Genomic DNA, 15,004 nt, shown 5'->3' on the forward strand with positions numbered 1-15,004 from the left:
CTCCTATCTGGCGAGCCAGCCGCCGTCGACCGCGAGCACGTGCCCGTTGACGTAGTCCGCGGCCGCCGAGGCGAGGAACACCGCCGCGCCGACGACATCCTCCGGCCGTCCCCAGCGTCCGGCCGGGATGCGCTGCCGGATCGCGGCCTCGCGGGCCGGGTCCGCACGCAGCTCGGTGGTGTTGTCAGTACTGATGTACCCGGGCGCGATCGCGTTCACCTGAACCCCGGCCGGCCCCCACTCGTTGGCCAGCGCCCGGGTCAGTCCCGCCACCGCATGCTTGCTGGCAGTGTAGGCCGGAACGGTGATCCCGCCCTGGAAGCTCAGCAGCGAGGCGATCGTGATGATCTTCCCGGTACGGCGTTCCGCCATCGCGGCCCCGATCGGCCGGGTGACTGCCCAGGTGGAGTTGAGGTTCACGTCGATCACGTGCTGCCAGTCCGCGGTCGTGGTCTCGGCTGCCGGCGCCCGGCGGATCGTGCCGGCGTTGTTGACCAGGATGTCGATGTGCCGATCCCTGGCCAGCTCGACGGCTGCCGCCTCGACCGCGGCCGGGTCGGCGAAGTCGGCGATCACGACGGTGGCTTGCCCGCCGCCGTTCTGCTTGATCGCCTCGAGGGTGTCCTCGAGCGCCGCGTCCCGGGCCATCAGGATCAGCTCGGCTCCGGCCGCGGCGTACCCCGCTGCGATGGCGGCGCCGATGCCACGACGCGCGCCGGTCACGAGCGCAGTACGCCCTTCGAGGCTGAACGTCACCGCAGATCCTGTACGTCGACACCGTCCATGTCGCCGAACGCCTGGTTCTCGCCGGCCATCGCCCAGACGAAGCTGTACGACGAGGTGCCGCAGCCGGAGTGGATCGACCAGCTCGGCGAGATGACCGCCTGCCGATCCGCGACGAGCAGGTGCCGGGTCTCGTCGGGCTCGCCGAGGAGGTGGACGATCCGCTCGGTCTCGGGCAGACCGAAGTACAGGTAGCACTCGGTACGGCGGTCGTGGATGTGGGCGGGCATGGTGTTCCAGGTGCTGCCCGCGTGCAGGGTGGTCACGCCGAGCACGACCTGGCAGCTCTGCACGCCATCCGCGTGGATGTACTGGTCGATCGTGCGCCGGTTGGCGGTCTGCTGGTCGCCGAGCTCGAGCCGATTGCCCTCGCCGGGGTTGACCTGTGCGGTCGGGAAGGCGGTGTGCGCGGGGGCGGAGAACACGTAGAACGCCGCGTCGGTTCCGTCGAAGACGACCTCGCGGACGCCGCGTCCGACGTACAGGCAGGCGCCGGTGGTCAGCTCGTACTTCGTGCCGTCCGCGGTGACAGTGCCGGGTCCGCCGACGTTGACGATGCCGGCCTCGCGGCGTTCGAGGAAGTACTCGCTGCGCAGCTCGGGGTAGGTGTCCAGCGTCAGCGGGCCGTTTGCGGGACGGGCGCCGGCCAGGACGATCCGGTCGTGGTGGGTGAGCACCGCGGTGATCGCGTCCGGGACGAAGAGGTCGTCCACCAGGTAGTGGCGGCGCAGCGCGGCGGTGTCGAAAGCGGGGAGCTGCTCGGGATGGGTGGCGTGCCTGATCTGCAGAGTCACGGAACTAGGTTCTACATCATGGAACCGGTCGTCAAGCCTGGAACACGACCCGGAATTGTTCCGGGTTCCGCCGCTTGACACTCTGTTCTGTTCAATGGAACCTTCCAGTCAGTCACCCCATCGCCCCTGGGAGGATCCTCATGACCGCTCTGGACTGGACTGTCCTGGTCGCGTATTTCGTGTTGATGGTGCTGATCGGCGTCTGGTCGCGCAGCAAGATCAAGACCGTCGTGGACTACTTCACGACCGGTGGCCGGATTCCCTGGTGGTTGTCCGGCATCTCGCATCACATGTCCGGCTACAGCGCCGTCATGTTCGTCGCCTTCGCGGCCGTTGCCTACAGCTACGGCATCACGGTCTACGTGTGGTGGGCCATGACGATCGGCATCGGCGTGGGTATCGGTGCGTTCCTCTTCGCCGCCCGCTGGAACCGGCTCCGCGCCAAACACGGGGTTGTGTCGCCACTGGAGTACCTCGCCCGCCGGTACAACCTGCCGACTCAGCAGGCGCTCGCGTACTCCGGTGCCGCGCTGAAGGTCGTCGACATCGCGTCGAAGTGGGTCGCGATCGCCGTACTACTGAACGGATTCACCGGCGTGCCGATGCGGTGGGGGATCCTGCTCACCGGTGTCGTGACGATGCTGTACGCGACGCTCGGCGGGCTGTGGGCCGACGTACTCACCGACTTCGGGCAGTTCGTGATCCAGTTCGGCGCCGGCATCGCGATGTTCATCGGCGTGCTCGCGCACCTTGACGGCGTACCGACGTTGTGGACGATGTGGGACCAGCTGCCGGCCGGGCACGGGCATGCGCTGAACGGGCCCTACACGCCGATCTTCTTGATCGCGTTCCTGTTCATCAAGACGTTCGAGTACAACGGCGGCATGTGGAACCTGGCGCAGCGCTACATGGCCGCGCCGTCCGGATCCGCGGCGAAGAAGTCCGCGCTGTTGTCGTCGGCGCTCTGGCTGGTCTGGCCGCTGGTGCTCTTCATCCCGATGTGCGCGGCGCCGCTGCTGGTGCATCCCGGCAAGCCGGAGCAGTCGTACGTCGAGCTCTCGCAGCTGCTCCTGCCGAGCGGGCTGATCGGGCTGGTGCTGGCCGGGTTCTTCTCGCACACGATGGCGATGGTGGCGTCCGACGCGAACGCGATCTCGTCGGTGATCACGCGGGATCTCGCGCCGGTGCTGGTGCCTCGCGTACGCCGGCTGACCGATGCGGCGACGTTGAAGATGGCGCGGATCGTCACATTCACATTCGTCACGGTGAGCATGCTGATCGCGATCGCCACCAACGGCGAAGGCGTCGTACTGAAGATCGTCGTCGACCTGGTCGCCGCGACGATGGGACCGATCGCGATCCCGCTGATGCTCGGACTGCTGCCGTGGTTCCGGCGGAGCGGGTCACGCGCCGCGCTGGCATCGTGGGGGATCGGGCTGATCGCGTGGGCGATCGTCAAGTACGGCGTCGGCTCCACCGACCAGACCTTGGTCGTCGCGTTGCCGCTGGCAACTTCCCTGGTGGTGTACGTCGGCCTCGGCCTGCTGCTGCCGGAGAACCGCCCGGAGGTCGACGAGCTGGTCGACTCGCTCGACACCGACCCGGACGAGGCCGCCGCCCGCCCCGACGCGGTCCTGTCCTGAAACACTGGCCCCAACCTCAACCCCTCAGGAGAACCATGCCGAACATCACCGTCGAACTCCTCTCCGGCCGCACCCTCGACCAGCGCCGCGAGTTCGTCGCCGCCGTCACCGACTCCGCCATCGCCATCCTCGGCGCCAAGCGCGAATCGGTCCGCATCGTCTTCACCGAGATCGAGAAGACCGACGTCGCCAACGGCGGCACGCTGGCCGCGGACGTCTAGTCCGGTCCCTGAAATCTCCGGACGTCCACGCCGCCGACCTACTACTGTTTCGGCATGCGAGTAGGTGTTTCGGTGCTACGGGTCAGGTCGGCGGCGTGATGCGGGAGTTGCTGGTCGAGCGCAACTTCCCGGTGGACGAGGTGCGGTACTTCGCCTCGGCCCGGTCGGCGGGGAAGACGTTGCCGTTCGGGGATCGGGACGTTGTGGTCGAGGACTCCGCGACGGCTGACTTCTCCGGGCTCGAGTTGGCGTTGTTCTCCAACGGGAAGACGGCGTCGAAGGAGCTCGCGCCGAAGGTCGCCGCGGCGGGTGCGGTTGTCGTGGACAACTCGTCCGCCTGGCGGATGGATCCCGACGTACCGCTCGTTGTCTCCGAGGTGAACCCGGGGGACCTCGACAACCTGCCCAAGGGCATCGTCGCGAACCCGAACTGCACCACGATGGCCGCGATGCCGGTCCTCGCGCCGCTGCATCGTGCGGTTGGGCTGACGCGCCTCGTTGTCTCCACCTACCAGGCGGTCTCGGGCTCCGGCGGCGTTGGTGTGCAAGAGCTCGAGGATCAGGCCCGTGCGCTGGCCGAGGTCGGCGGGAAGCTTGCCCGGGGCACCGAAGGCATCACCCTTCCCGAGCCCAAGGTGTACGCCGGGCCGATCGCCTTCAACGTGCTCCCGCTCGCCGGATCGATCGTTGCCGACGGCACCGGTGAGACCGACGAGGAGCAGAAGCTCCGCAACGAGAGCCGCAAGATCCTGCACATCCCGGACCTCCCGGTCGCCGGCACCTGCGTCCGCGTTCCCGTCTTCACCGGCCACTCGCTGAGCATCCACGCCGAGTTCGCCGAGCCGATCACGCCGGAGCGCGCGACCGAGATCCTGGGCGCCGCGCCGGGCGTGGCTCTCGCGGACCTTCCGACCCCGCTGCTCGCCGCCGGCCAGGACCCGTCGTACGTCGGCCGGATCCGCCAGGACCAGTCCGTGCCGGGTGACCGCGGTCTGGTCCTGTTCGTGTCGAACGACAACCTGCGGAAGGGCGCCGCGCTCAACGCCGTACAGATCGCAGAACTCCTCGCCCGGCGAGAAGCAGTACGACCCTGGGCCGGAGACGATCAGCACGGATAGTGAGACGAAGGCCACCCGCCGTGTGTGCATGTTGCGGAAACGTAATGGAGAAGGTGCACCAGGGCGAGCGAGTGCCATGGTCAGGACCGGTCGCTTGCGATTACCCTCCGGTTACTTGACCCCCGATGGAGGCCAGTTATGAAGCCTGTCGCCGATTCCGGCCAGCTCGCTCTCCTGAGCAACCGCAAGGACACGATGGCCCAGATGTTCCTGGAGCGGGTCGAGGCGACCCCTGCGCGGGAGGCGTTCCGCTTCCCTCGCGGGGAGCAATGGACGTCGGTGAGCTGGCGGGAGACCGAGCAGCTGGCCCGTCGGCGGGCGGCCGGGCTGGTCGCGCTCGGCGTCGAGCCGGAGCAGCGGGTCGCGATCGCGTCCAGCACGCGGATCGAGTGGATCGAGTGCTACCTGGCCGCCGTACTCGCGGCCGCGGCGACGACCACGATCTACCCGACGACGATCTCGCCCGACGTGGCGTTCATCGTGGCCGATGCCGACGTACAACTGGTGTACGCCGAGGACGCGGGCCAGGTCGACAAGCTCCGCGAGCACCGGTCCGAGACGCCGTCGCTGCGCAAGGTCGTGCTGATCGACGGCACGCCGGAGGAGAGCGACGGGGACTGGGTCATCGCGCTCGGGGATCTCGACGCGCTGGGCGACGAGTACCTGGCCGAGCACCCGTCCGCGGTCGACGAGCGGATCGCGGCGATCAAGCCGGACGATCTCTGCACGCTGATCTACACCTCCGGTACGACGGGGCGGCCGAAGGGCGTGCGGTTGCCGCACTCGGCGTGGACGTACGAAGGCGCTGCGGTCGAGGGGATGCGGGTGCTGTCGCCGGACGACCTGCAGTTCCTGTGGCTGCCGTTGTCGCACGTGTTCGGGCAGGTGCTGCTCGCCGTACAGTGCCAGATCGGGTTCGCGACCGCGGTGGACGGGCGGATCGACAAGATCGTCGACAACGCGGCCGTCGTACAGCCGACGTTCATGGCGGCGGCGCCGCGGATCTTCGAGAAGGCCCACGCTCGGATCCGGACGATGATCCAGTCCGAGGGCGGGGCACGGGCGCGGATGTTCGACTGGGCGTTCGGGGTCGGGTCCCGGGTTTCTGCGTTGCGGCAGGCCGGGCGGGAGCCTTCCGGGTTGCTGGCAGCGCAGTTCGCGGCGGCGGATCGGTTGGTGCTGTCGAAGATCCGGGCGCGGTTCGGCGGGCGGATCCGGTTCTTCGTGTCGGGTTCGGCGGCGTTGGACAAGACGCTGGCCGAGTGGTTCCACGCGGCCGGGTTGCTGATCCTCGAGGGGTACGGGCTGTCCGAGACGTCGGCGGGGTCGACGTTGAACCGGCCTTCGCAGTACCGGCTGGGAAGCGTCGGGCCGGCGTTCCCCGGGACGCAGTTCAAGATCGCCGAGGACGGGGAGATCCTGATCAAGGGCGACGGGGTGATGAGCGGGTACCACAACCAGCCGGCGCAGACGGCCGAAGTACTGAACGCCGACGGGTGGTTCCACACCGGGGACATCGGGCACTTCGAGGACGAGTTCCTGTTCATCACCGACCGGAAGAAGGACCTGTTCAAGACCTCGGGCGGCAAGTACGTCGCGCCACAGGTGATCGAGGGTCGCTTCAAGACGATCTGCCCGTACGCGAGCCAGTTCATCGTCCACGGCAACAAGCGCAACTTCGTCTCGGCGCTGGTCACGCTGGACCCGGATGCTGTCGTCGGGTGGGCGTCCGCGAACGGCCTGGGCGGCAAGCCGTACGCCGAGATCGTCACGTCGGACGCGGCCCAGGCGATGGTCCAGGGCTACGTCGACGAACTCAACGCAACCCTCAACCGCTGGGAAACCATCAAGAAGTTCACCATCCTCGACCGGGATCTCACCGTCGAGTCCGGTGAGATGACGCCGAGCCTGAAACTCAAACGCAAGTACGTCGAAACCGAGTACGCCGAAGTCCTCGACAAGATGTACGAGTAGGTCTCAGCGGCCGAGGAACTTGCGGATGGACTCGACGTACTTCGTTGGTTCTTCCTGGTCGATGGAGTGGCCGGACTTGTCGAAGATCTCGAGCGTGGCTTGGGGGAGGCGGGCGGTTAGGTCGCGGGGGATGTCGAAGCCTACGTGGCGGTCCCAGAGGGCGGCGAGGATCAAGGTCGGGATGTCGAGGGTGGCCAGGTCGTCGGCCAGGGTGGGGCGTTCGGTGCCCACCAGAGCGAGGGCCATCTCCAGGTTGGATTCGGGAGACTCGGGATCATCGTCGGGGATGTTGGCCGGGTCGTAGTAGAAGAAGTTGACCGCGTTCTCGCTCTGGGCGATGGCGCCGATGGCCGCGACCGTGCGTTCGATCGGGTCGATGAGGGGCTCGAGTTGGGTCCGGAGGGCGGTGCGCTCGGCCGGTGTGAGGATCGGGTCGACCGCGGCGGGGCGCATCGTCCACACGCCGGGATGGAGCGGGTCGGTGATCGGGGGAGCGTGCAGGATCATCCGGTCCACATGGTTGCTGTGAGCAACGGCGTACTCCGCGGCCAGTAGGCAGCCGTAGGAGACGCCCCAGGGCGCGATCCGCTCGACGCCCAGCGCCGTACGCAACTCGTCCAGATCGGCGACCAGCTGCGGCATCGTGTACGTGCTCGGGTCGGACCGCGCCGTACGACCGCAGCCGCGCTGGTCGTAGAAGACGACCGGCGCGAACTCCGCGACCGCGTCACCGACCGACTGCTCGATCGAGTACGAACTCTCGCCCGGCCCGCCGTGCACCAGCACCAGCGGTACTCCGTCATTGGCGGCGCCCGCGACCCGGACCCAGTGATCGACCCCACCCGCGGAGACCGTCCGCACTCCGTCACTCAGCATGGGTGCGAGGATACGGGTCACCGGTTCAAGTAGGCGAGGACGGCCAGCGCGCGACGGTCGTCGTCGGACACCGGCAGGCCGAGCTTGGCGAACATACTCGCGATGTGTTTGGTGACGGCGCTATCTCGGCCCGCTGCTGCTCACCCTGCGCGCGACTTGGTCCGCCGACCTCAGCCAGACGGCAAGCGGTACGGCGTACAGCCCGATCCCGACCGGGACGAGCGCACTGCTGACGAGCACGAATACCGCGGCGGCGACTCCCGCGATTGACAGGAGCATCGTCGCCAGCGCCCGCACCGGAGTGAAGAGCCTCGCCCTCATTAACCCAACCGTAGACATACTCCGACCCTGCCGCCTCCCGGCAGTCACTCCATTGCATTTCCCTGCCCGACCACCCTGTACCTATCCCCACCTATGACTGTTCGAGGAGTTGCTTCAGTGCGTTCAGGTTGGCGGCCACGGCTGACTTGATCCGACCTGCGGCGATGGGTGCCACGAGGTTCAGCGGGCGAGGCGGGCGGAGGTCGACCGAATTGGTGAGAGTGGTGGCGTCGCCTGTCGCGTCGAGCGTGTAGGTGAGGGTCGCCGGCAGACCGCTGAGGGTGCCTTCGACGGTGAGCTTCTGGTTGGGGACGAGCTCGATGATTTCGAGGGACTCCACCGCGTGGGAAGGGATCGTGCGGGTCTGCCGGTAGCGGGTGCCGACGCTGGGTGGACCGGGGGTCAGCTGCTGGGTCTCGGCCAGCGCGTAGTTCCACTGAGGGAGGTTCTCGAGGTTGGCCAGGTAGGCGAAGACCGCGGTCGCGGACCGGTCGATGGTGATCGTGTTGGTGAATTTCATTGGGGCCGCCGGGAGCTGTCGACGAGGCGCTGGGCCGCGGTCGGGTCGTGGGCGGGGAGGATGACCAGACCGGGGAGGTGCTCGGCGAGGGCGAGGACCTTGTCGGTGGTGGCGGCGAGTTCGCCGCGGTTGCCGACGCCGGGGAGTTGGCGGCGTTCGAGCAGGCCGGCCTCGTAGGTGAGGTCGCCGACCATGAGGAGCGGTGGCAGGTCGCGCCGGCGTACCAGCATCGAGATCGAGCCCGGCGTGTGACCGGGCGTGCGGAGCAGGACGATCGATCCGTCGCCCATGACGTCGAACGACTCGGTGAACGGATCCAAAGCGGCGCCGGTGAAGTCGATGTGCTTCCAACGCGCCCCCGGTACGTCGATGTGCGCGCGGAGGAAGCCACGGGCCTCGGGGGAGAACCCGGACAGCTGGGCCCATTCCTCCGGCGTGATCAGGAGCTCGCTGCTGCCGAGCTGGGGAATCCCGCCGATGTGGTCCTGGTGCAGGTGCGAGATGACCGCCTTGTCGACGTCGGCAACGGAGTACCCGAGGGTGCCCAGTTGCGCGTCGAGCGTCTCGTCCTCGGCGATGTGGAACTTGGCCAGCCGGTCATAAACGACGCCGTTGAACCCGCCCGGGAAGTACGACGGGTCGGTCACCGAGGCGCGGTCCTGGCCGGTGTCGAACAAGACCAGCCCGTTCGCGTGCTCGACGACGTACACGTTGATCGGGCGGGGTGGCAGCCACCGGCGGGACGTGAGCAGCCACCAGTACAGCGGCTTCTTCGAGCCCTGCGCGTGTTCGGGGTGGATCTCGACGCTGCCGGTGCTGATCACCGACACCGCTCGGACCGGGTCCCCGGTGCCGGTGCGCGCGGGCAGTCTTGTTGCTTCCGTGGACATCTGAACTCCTGAGGTGCGATCGTCCCCGACGGATTCGGGGCCGAGGGCATCAGTCTTCGCCGGAGGCCGCGCCCACGTCTGTGACTTTTGTCGTGCGCCGGAGTAACGGGGGTCACGCGTCGTCGGGGTTCCAGGTCTGGTCGTGCAGCCCGGTGGGATCGAGGATGTGGACCGCGTCGGCGGAGGTGGCGACCAGCTGGGCCAGCCGGAAGTCGCGGAGCACGCGCGCCACCACCTCGCGGACCGAACCGACGGCATCCGCGAGCTCCTGCTGAGACACCCGGGCGACGAGTTCCCCGCGCGGACTCTGCTGAGTCGAAGCCAGGTCCAGCAGGTGCGCGGCGACCCGCTGCCGTACCGTGCCGAAGGCGTTGACCGCGGTCTGCTGCAGATTCTCGTACAGCCGCCGACTTAGCTCCTCCGCCATCGCCCACCCGACCCGGCTGTCGGTGCGCGCCGCGGTCGTCAACAGCCCGGCGTCGATCCGGAACAGCGTGCACTCCGACAAAGTCTGTACGCCGACATCCGCCGGCCCCGCGACGAGTACGGCGATCCCGAGCACGTCGCCGCCTCGCGCGTACCGGACCGTCACCTGACGCCCTTCCGGCGAGGACATGTAGACGCGCAGCAAGCCGCGCACGACCAGCAACGCCCGCGGCGAGGACCGCTCCCGGTACAGCGTGCTACCCGCCGGGTAACCAACTCGCTCACCCGACGTCAGCAACCGCTCGATCAGCTCACCCGGTAGCCCTCCGAGGAAGCTTCCAGCCAGAGCCGCCGCCACGTCCCCATCAGCCACCCCTCAAGCATGGGCCACTGACTCCGGCGAAGCTACTGGGTGCTCGTGGCCGCCAGGGCGGCGTGTTTGCCGGTGGTGAGGGATTGGCCTTGGTCGATCATTTGTTCGGCGATGCGGTCGACGGCCTTGGAGAAGGCTTCGGAGTTGTCCGGGTCCCAGTCGGTCAGGCGGTCGAGCATCCAGACCCGGAAGGCGCCGACGAAGCGCTGGAACATCTCCAGGCCGAGGGTGGTGAAGCGGTAATGGCCCAACGTCTCGGACAAGTAGCCCTCGGCAACCAGTTGGGAGGCGAGAGGTTCCAGCACGCCGGGTGGCATCCGGAGATCGCCGGTGATCTCGGCCAGCGTGGCGGAGCCCTGTTCGGCGCCGCCGCGGAAGACGCGCATGATCATCCAGGCCTCGGCGTGGCTGAGCGGGATCCCGGACTCGGCCAGAACCTCGGGTGCGGGGTTGCGTTTGTGGTGCTGTACGACGAGGGCCGCGAGCTTCTGGAGTTCGTGTTCGGAGTCGAACGACGAGGGCGCCGCGAAGTTCTCGCCGACGTCGGACGCGGCCATCCGGGCGCTGTCGCGGAGCGGGACCTCCTTCAGCAGCAACGCGGTCAGGAAGCCCAGTCCCGCAACCGGCACGGCCCACAGGAACACGGTGTGCAAGGAGTCCGCGTACGCCGCCGTCACCGCCGATCGCATCGATTCCGGCAGGTTGCGCACACCCTCGACCGTCGTCACCACCCGGGGATCCGCGCCGGTGGCCCGGACGGCTTCAGCCAGGTGAACCGGCAGCTGGTGGGAATAGATGGACCCGAACACGGCAACCCCGAACGAGCTACCCATCGTCCGCAGGAAGCTCACGCCGGACGTCGCGACCCCGAGATCCGCGTAGTCGACGGTGCTCTGCACGACCACGGTCGGGACTGGCATACACAGCCCCACACCCACGCCGAGAACGACCATGTAGCCGGCCGTCACGACGTACGACGTGGTGTTGTCGAGCAACGACAGAAGGAAGAGCCCGATACCGATCAGCACCGTGCCGACGATCGGGAACAGCCGGTACCGTCCGGTCTTGCTGATGACCTGACCGACGCCGACCGACGCCACCAGCAGACCCAGCACCAGCGGCAGCATCTGCAACCCGGACTCGGTCGCCGACGCGCCGTGGACGAATTGCAGGTACGTCGGTAGATAGGTGACCCCGCCCAGCATCGCGAACCCGATGATGAAGCTCAGCACCGAGCACACCGTGAACACCTGGGACCGGAACAATCGCAGCGGCAGCAACGGTTCCGCGGCGCGACGTTCGACCAGGATAAAGATGCCTAGCGCAACGATGGACCCGATCGTCATCGAGATGATGACCGGCGAGGTCCAGTCGTACTCGTTGCCGCCCCACGTCGTCACCAGCGTCAACCCGGTCGCGGCCAGACCTATGAACAGGATGCCGAGATAGTCGATGCTCGGCTTCACCGCGGCCTTCACCGACGGCAGCGTGATCGAGGCGACGATCAGGACGACGATGCCGAGCGGGATGTTCACGTAGAACGCCCACCGCCAGCTCAAGTGGTCGACGAACAGCCCGCCGAGCAGCGGCCCGGCGACGGTCGAGACACCGAAGACCGAGCCCATCACGCCCTGGTACTTCCCGCGTTCACTCAGCGGTACGACGTCCGCGATCACCGCCATCGCGGTCACCATGATTCCGCCGGCGCCGAGGCCCTGGATCGCGCGGGAGCCGACCAGCCACAGCATCGAGTCGGCCATCCCGCACAGTGCGGAGCCGGCCAGGAACAGCACGACGCTGATCAGGAACATCGGCTTGCGTCCGTACAGGTCGCCGAACTTGCCGATCAGCGCGGTCATGATCGTCTCGGCAAGCAGGTACGACGTCACGACCCAGGACAGGTGGTTGGCCCCGCCGAGGTCGCTGACGATGGTCGGCAGCGCGGTCGCGACGATCGTCTGATCGAGGGCCGCGAGCAACATTCCGAGCATGATCGCGACCACGACCGCGTTCCGGGTACGACGTCCGACCGGCTGAGCCTCGGTGTCCATAAGCCGAATGTAGCCATTTCCGGACATCCTGTGACCACGAAACGACGGAGATCCGATCAAGAAATAAACGGTCCGTACGATGGGTGGGTGCCGTCAACATTGCCCGAGGGGGAGGTTGCGCCCCGGGACGGGGCGTTGCCGGAGTCCGCCGTCCGCGAGGCCGCGAGCCGGCCGCTGGGGTTCTACCTGCACGTGCCGTTCTGCGCGTCGCGGTGCGGATACTGCGACTTCAACACCTACACCGCCAAGGAGCTGGGTGGCGGCGGGTCGCAGGCGTCGTACGCCGAGACCGCGGTCGGCGAGGTGCGACTCGCCCGGCGGGTGCTGGGGGAGCTGGACCGGCCGGTCGACACGGTCTTCTTCGGCGGCGGTACGCCGACGTTGCTGCCGGCCGCTGATCTGGCGAAGATGCTCGCCGCGGTGCGGGACGAGTTCGGTCTCGCTCCCGGTGCGGAGGTGACGACCGAGGCGAATCCGGAGTCGGTGGACCCGGCGTATCTGGAGGCGCTGCTCGAGGCCGGGTTCACGCGGGTGAGCTTCGGCATGCAGAGCGCCTCGACCCACGTGCTCAAGATCCTGGACCGCCAGCACACTCCCGGGCGCGCGCTGCAGGCCGTCAAGGAGGCGACCGCGGCCGGCTTTCAGCATGTGAATCTCGACCTCATCTACGGGACTCCCGGCGAGACACTCGACGACTGGCGGGCCTCGTTGGAGTCCGCGCTGTCCGCTCAGCCCGACCACGTGAGTGCGTACGCGTTGATCGTCGAGGACGGGACTCAGCTGGCGCGACGGATCCGGCGCGGCGAGCTACCGATGCCGGACGACGACGATCTGGCCGACAAGTACGTCCTCGCCGACGAGCTGCTTTCGGCCGAGGGCCTGCGCTGGTACGAGGTGTCGAACTGGGCCCGCAGTACGGCGGCCCGCTGCCGCCACAACGAGCTCTACTGGCGCGGCGACACCTGGTGGGGCATCGGCCCGGGCGCGCACAGCCACGTCGGCGGCACCCGCTGGTGGAACGTGAAGCACCCCACGGCGTACGCCGAACGCCTGAACGCCGGCGAAAGCCCCGCGCACGCCCGCGAAACCCTCGACGAAGAAACCCGCCGCATCGAACGAGTCCTCCTCGAGGTGCGGCTCGCCGACGGCCTCCCGCTTACAGTCCTCGACGAGGCGGGCCGCTCCGCGGCCAGGTCGGTAGTCCAGCACGGCCTTGCAACGCTCACCTCCTCCCCGCCGCCCGGCGACGGCGGAGCCGTCGCCGGGCGGCGGGGTGAGTCAGAGGGCGACGGGAGTGGACCTGGTGCGCGGCTTGTGTTGACTGATCGGGGGCGGTTGCTGGCCGACGCGGTGGTTCGCGACTTGTTGCCGTAGGGCGGTCACACACAGCTAACTGCCAGGGTCTGCGGCCCTGGGTGATCATCGTGATTCGCAGCGTGACCAGCGATGACACTATGTCAGGACCTTGTGACGCTCGTATCTCAGCGTGACCGCGGAGAGCTTGACATATCTGGTTTGGACGAATGAGACTCAGGTCACTTTCGCGATCCGAGAGCGCTCTCAACTCCGTCCAAGTTCCAGGGAGCACGTGACATGCGGCCCAGTGCCCGCTATCGCCCCATAGCCGGACTGCTGGCCTGCGCCGCGGTCCTGCTCGTCACCGCCGCCTGTGGTGGTGGTTCCAGTACGTCCGGTCCGACCGCCGCCAAGACGGACGGCCCGAAGATCGAGCTGACCATCGCGACCTTCAACGAGTTCGGGTACGACGACCTGTACACGGAGTACGAGGCCGCGCATCCGAACATCACGATCGTCGAGCAGCACGCCAAGACCGTCGACGACCACGTCAAGAACCTCGACGCGAACCTGGCGTCCGGGACCGGCCTGGCCGACATCGAGGCGATGGAGGTCAGCTGGATCTACAAGTACCTGGCCAAGGCCGACAAGTTCGTCGACCTGCGCCAGTACGGCGCGGACGACCTGAAGGACCGCTGGCTCGACTGGAAGGTGGCCGGCGCGACCACGCAGGACGGGAAGATCATCGGGTACGGCACCGACATCGGTCCGGAGGCGATCTGCTACCGGCGCGACCTGTTCGCGAAGGCCGGGCTGCCGACCGACCGTACGCAGGTGGCGAAGATGTTCCAGGACTGGCCGTCGTACTTCGCGAACGGACGGAAGTTCAAGCAGAGGGTGCCCGGCTCGGCCTGGTACGACTCTGCCGTACTGACCTGGGAGGCGATGCGCAACCAGCTGATCCAGGCGTACTACTCGAACCAGGACCGCTTCCTCGCCGGTGAGAATCCGCGGTTGAGGTCGACCTGGAACCAGGTGGTGGCCGGTAGCAAGGACGGCCTGTCCGCCGGGCTGGTCGCCTGGAGCGACGAATGGAACGCCGCCTTCCGCACCGACAAGTTCGCGACGATGGCGTGCCCGGGCTGGCTGCTCGGCGTGATCCAGGACAACGCGGGCAGTTTCGGCAAGGGCAAGTGGGACGTCGCCGACGTGTTCCCCGGCGGCGGCGGTAACTGGGGCGGCTCGTACCTGACCGTGCCGATCCAGTCGCCCCAGCCGGAGGAGGCCGCGAAGCTGGCCGCCTGGCTGACCGCGCCCGAGCAGCAGGTGAAGGTGTTCAAGAAGATCGGCTCGTTCCCGTCGACGCTCGACGCGTACAACGACCCGCAGGTGAAGTCGCAGGTCAACGCGTACTTCAACAAGGCGCCGGTCGGTCAGATCTTCATCAACCGGGCCCGGAACGTGATCCTCAAGCAGCACAAGGGTCCCCGCGACGGCGAGATCAACCAGATCTTCAGCGCGGCACTGGCCCGGGTCGACGACGGTAAGCAGTCGCCCGACGCGGCGTGGGCGCAGGCCGTCGACCAGGCGGAGAAGGTTGCCGACACCCGGGTCGGCAACTGAAGAAATCTGTCAACACACCCCGGCGGGTGGCCAACGGCTGACGCGCCTTCGACCTAGGACGTACTACCGTGTGAACGCAGGCCGATCGACAGCCG

General features: G+C 67.7%; 14 protein-coding genes. 6 read left to right on the top strand and 8 right to left on the bottom strand.

The window, feature by feature from the left end:
- Nucleotides 1-3 precede the first annotated feature (3 nt).
- Together FDA38_RS10250 and kduI are read right to left on the bottom strand one after the other, a co-directional pair.
- Entirely contained in the window at nucleotides 4-756 is a 753-nt protein-coding gene (locus tag FDA38_RS10250) for an SDR family oxidoreductase (protein ID WP_137253772.1), read from the bottom strand.
- Nucleotides 753-1,577, bottom strand: a complete 825-nt coding sequence (gene kduI, locus FDA38_RS10255; RefSeq protein WP_202877613.1) for a 5-dehydro-4-deoxy-D-glucuronate isomerase — start codon at nucleotides 1,575-1,577, stop codon at nucleotides 753-755. The genes FDA38_RS10250 and kduI overlap by 4 nt, the downstream gene beginning before the upstream one ends.
- 140 nt (nucleotides 1,578-1,717) lie before the next feature.
- On the opposite strand from kduI, the gene FDA38_RS10260 reads away from it, so the two are divergent.
- The 4 genes from FDA38_RS10260 to FDA38_RS10275 all read left to right on the top strand — a co-directional run bounded on the left by FDA38_RS10260 (nucleotide 1,718) and on the right by FDA38_RS10275 (nucleotide 6,533).
- Nucleotides 1,718-3,220, top strand: coding sequence for a sodium:solute symporter family protein (locus tag FDA38_RS10260; RefSeq protein WP_137253773.1), 1,503 nt, complete (start codon nucleotides 1,718-1,720; stop codon nucleotides 3,218-3,220).
- Between the two features lie 35 nt (nucleotides 3,221-3,255).
- Nucleotides 3,256-3,441 (top strand): tautomerase family protein, encoded by a 186-nt coding sequence (locus FDA38_RS10265; RefSeq protein ID WP_137253774.1) that lies wholly within the window; start codon nucleotides 3,256-3,258, stop codon nucleotides 3,439-3,441.
- 98 nt (nucleotides 3,442-3,539) lie between these two features.
- Nucleotides 3,540-4,559 (top strand): aspartate-semialdehyde dehydrogenase, encoded by a 1,020-nt coding sequence (locus tag FDA38_RS10270; protein ID WP_137253775.1) that lies wholly within the window; start codon nucleotides 3,540-3,542, stop codon nucleotides 4,557-4,559.
- 138 nt (nucleotides 4,560-4,697) lie between these two features.
- The gene (locus FDA38_RS10275) at nucleotides 4,698-6,533 is read left to right on the top strand and encodes an AMP-dependent synthetase/ligase (RefSeq protein ID WP_137253776.1); all 1,836 of its coding nucleotides are present in this window, start codon (nucleotides 4,698-4,700) and stop codon (nucleotides 6,531-6,533) included.
- A 3-nt stretch (nucleotides 6,534-6,536) separates the two neighbouring features.
- Here the strand turns inward: FDA38_RS10275 and FDA38_RS10280 are convergent, their stop codons facing one another.
- The 6 genes from FDA38_RS10280 to FDA38_RS10310 form a co-directional block, all read right to left on the bottom strand.
- Complete coding sequence (locus tag FDA38_RS10280; protein ID WP_137253777.1) at nucleotides 6,537-7,409, bottom strand: alpha/beta fold hydrolase; 873 nt, start codon at nucleotides 7,407-7,409, stop codon at nucleotides 6,537-6,539.
- Between the two features lie 120 nt (nucleotides 7,410-7,529).
- Entirely contained in the window at nucleotides 7,530-7,730 is a 201-nt protein-coding gene (locus FDA38_RS10290) for a hypothetical protein (RefSeq protein ID WP_137253778.1), read from the bottom strand.
- Nucleotides 7,731-7,821: 91 nt separating this feature from the next.
- Nucleotides 7,822-8,250 carry an SRPBCC family protein gene (locus FDA38_RS10295; RefSeq protein ID WP_137253779.1) on the bottom strand — a complete coding sequence of 143 codons (429 nt, stop codon included), beginning with the start codon at nucleotides 8,248-8,250 and terminating at the stop codon, nucleotides 7,822-7,824.
- Complete coding sequence (locus FDA38_RS10300; protein ID WP_137253780.1) at nucleotides 8,247-9,140, bottom strand: N-acyl homoserine lactonase family protein; 894 nt, start codon at nucleotides 9,138-9,140, stop codon at nucleotides 8,247-8,249. The genes FDA38_RS10295 and FDA38_RS10300 overlap by 4 nt, the downstream gene beginning before the upstream one ends.
- Nucleotides 9,141-9,252: 112 nt before the next feature.
- Nucleotides 9,253-9,939, bottom strand: coding sequence for a Crp/Fnr family transcriptional regulator (locus FDA38_RS10305; RefSeq protein WP_137253781.1), 687 nt, complete (start codon nucleotides 9,937-9,939; stop codon nucleotides 9,253-9,255).
- A gap of 32 nt (nucleotides 9,940-9,971) precedes the next feature.
- Nucleotides 9,972-11,990, bottom strand: a complete 2,019-nt coding sequence (locus FDA38_RS10310; RefSeq protein WP_137253782.1) for an MDR family MFS transporter — start codon at nucleotides 11,988-11,990, stop codon at nucleotides 9,972-9,974.
- Nucleotides 11,991-12,077: 87 nt separating this feature from the next.
- Here FDA38_RS10310 and hemW point away from each other — a divergent pair, with 87 nt between their 5' ends.
- Nucleotides 12,078-13,364 carry a radical SAM family heme chaperone HemW gene (hemW, locus tag FDA38_RS10315; protein WP_137253783.1) on the top strand — a complete coding sequence of 429 codons (1,287 nt, stop codon included), beginning with the start codon at nucleotides 12,078-12,080 and terminating at the stop codon, nucleotides 13,362-13,364.
- 219 nt (nucleotides 13,365-13,583) lie between these two features.
- On the top strand, nucleotides 13,584-14,909 hold the full coding sequence (locus tag FDA38_RS10320) for an ABC transporter substrate-binding protein (protein ID WP_137253784.1): 1,326 nt from the start codon (nucleotides 13,584-13,586) through the stop codon (nucleotides 14,907-14,909).
- The last annotated feature ends 95 nt before the right edge of the window (nucleotides 14,910-15,004 follow it).

The organism is Kribbella jiaozuonensis (genome assembly GCF_005233875.1).
Lineage (GTDB): Bacteria > Actinomycetota > Actinomycetes > Propionibacteriales > Kribbellaceae > Kribbella > Kribbella jiaozuonensis.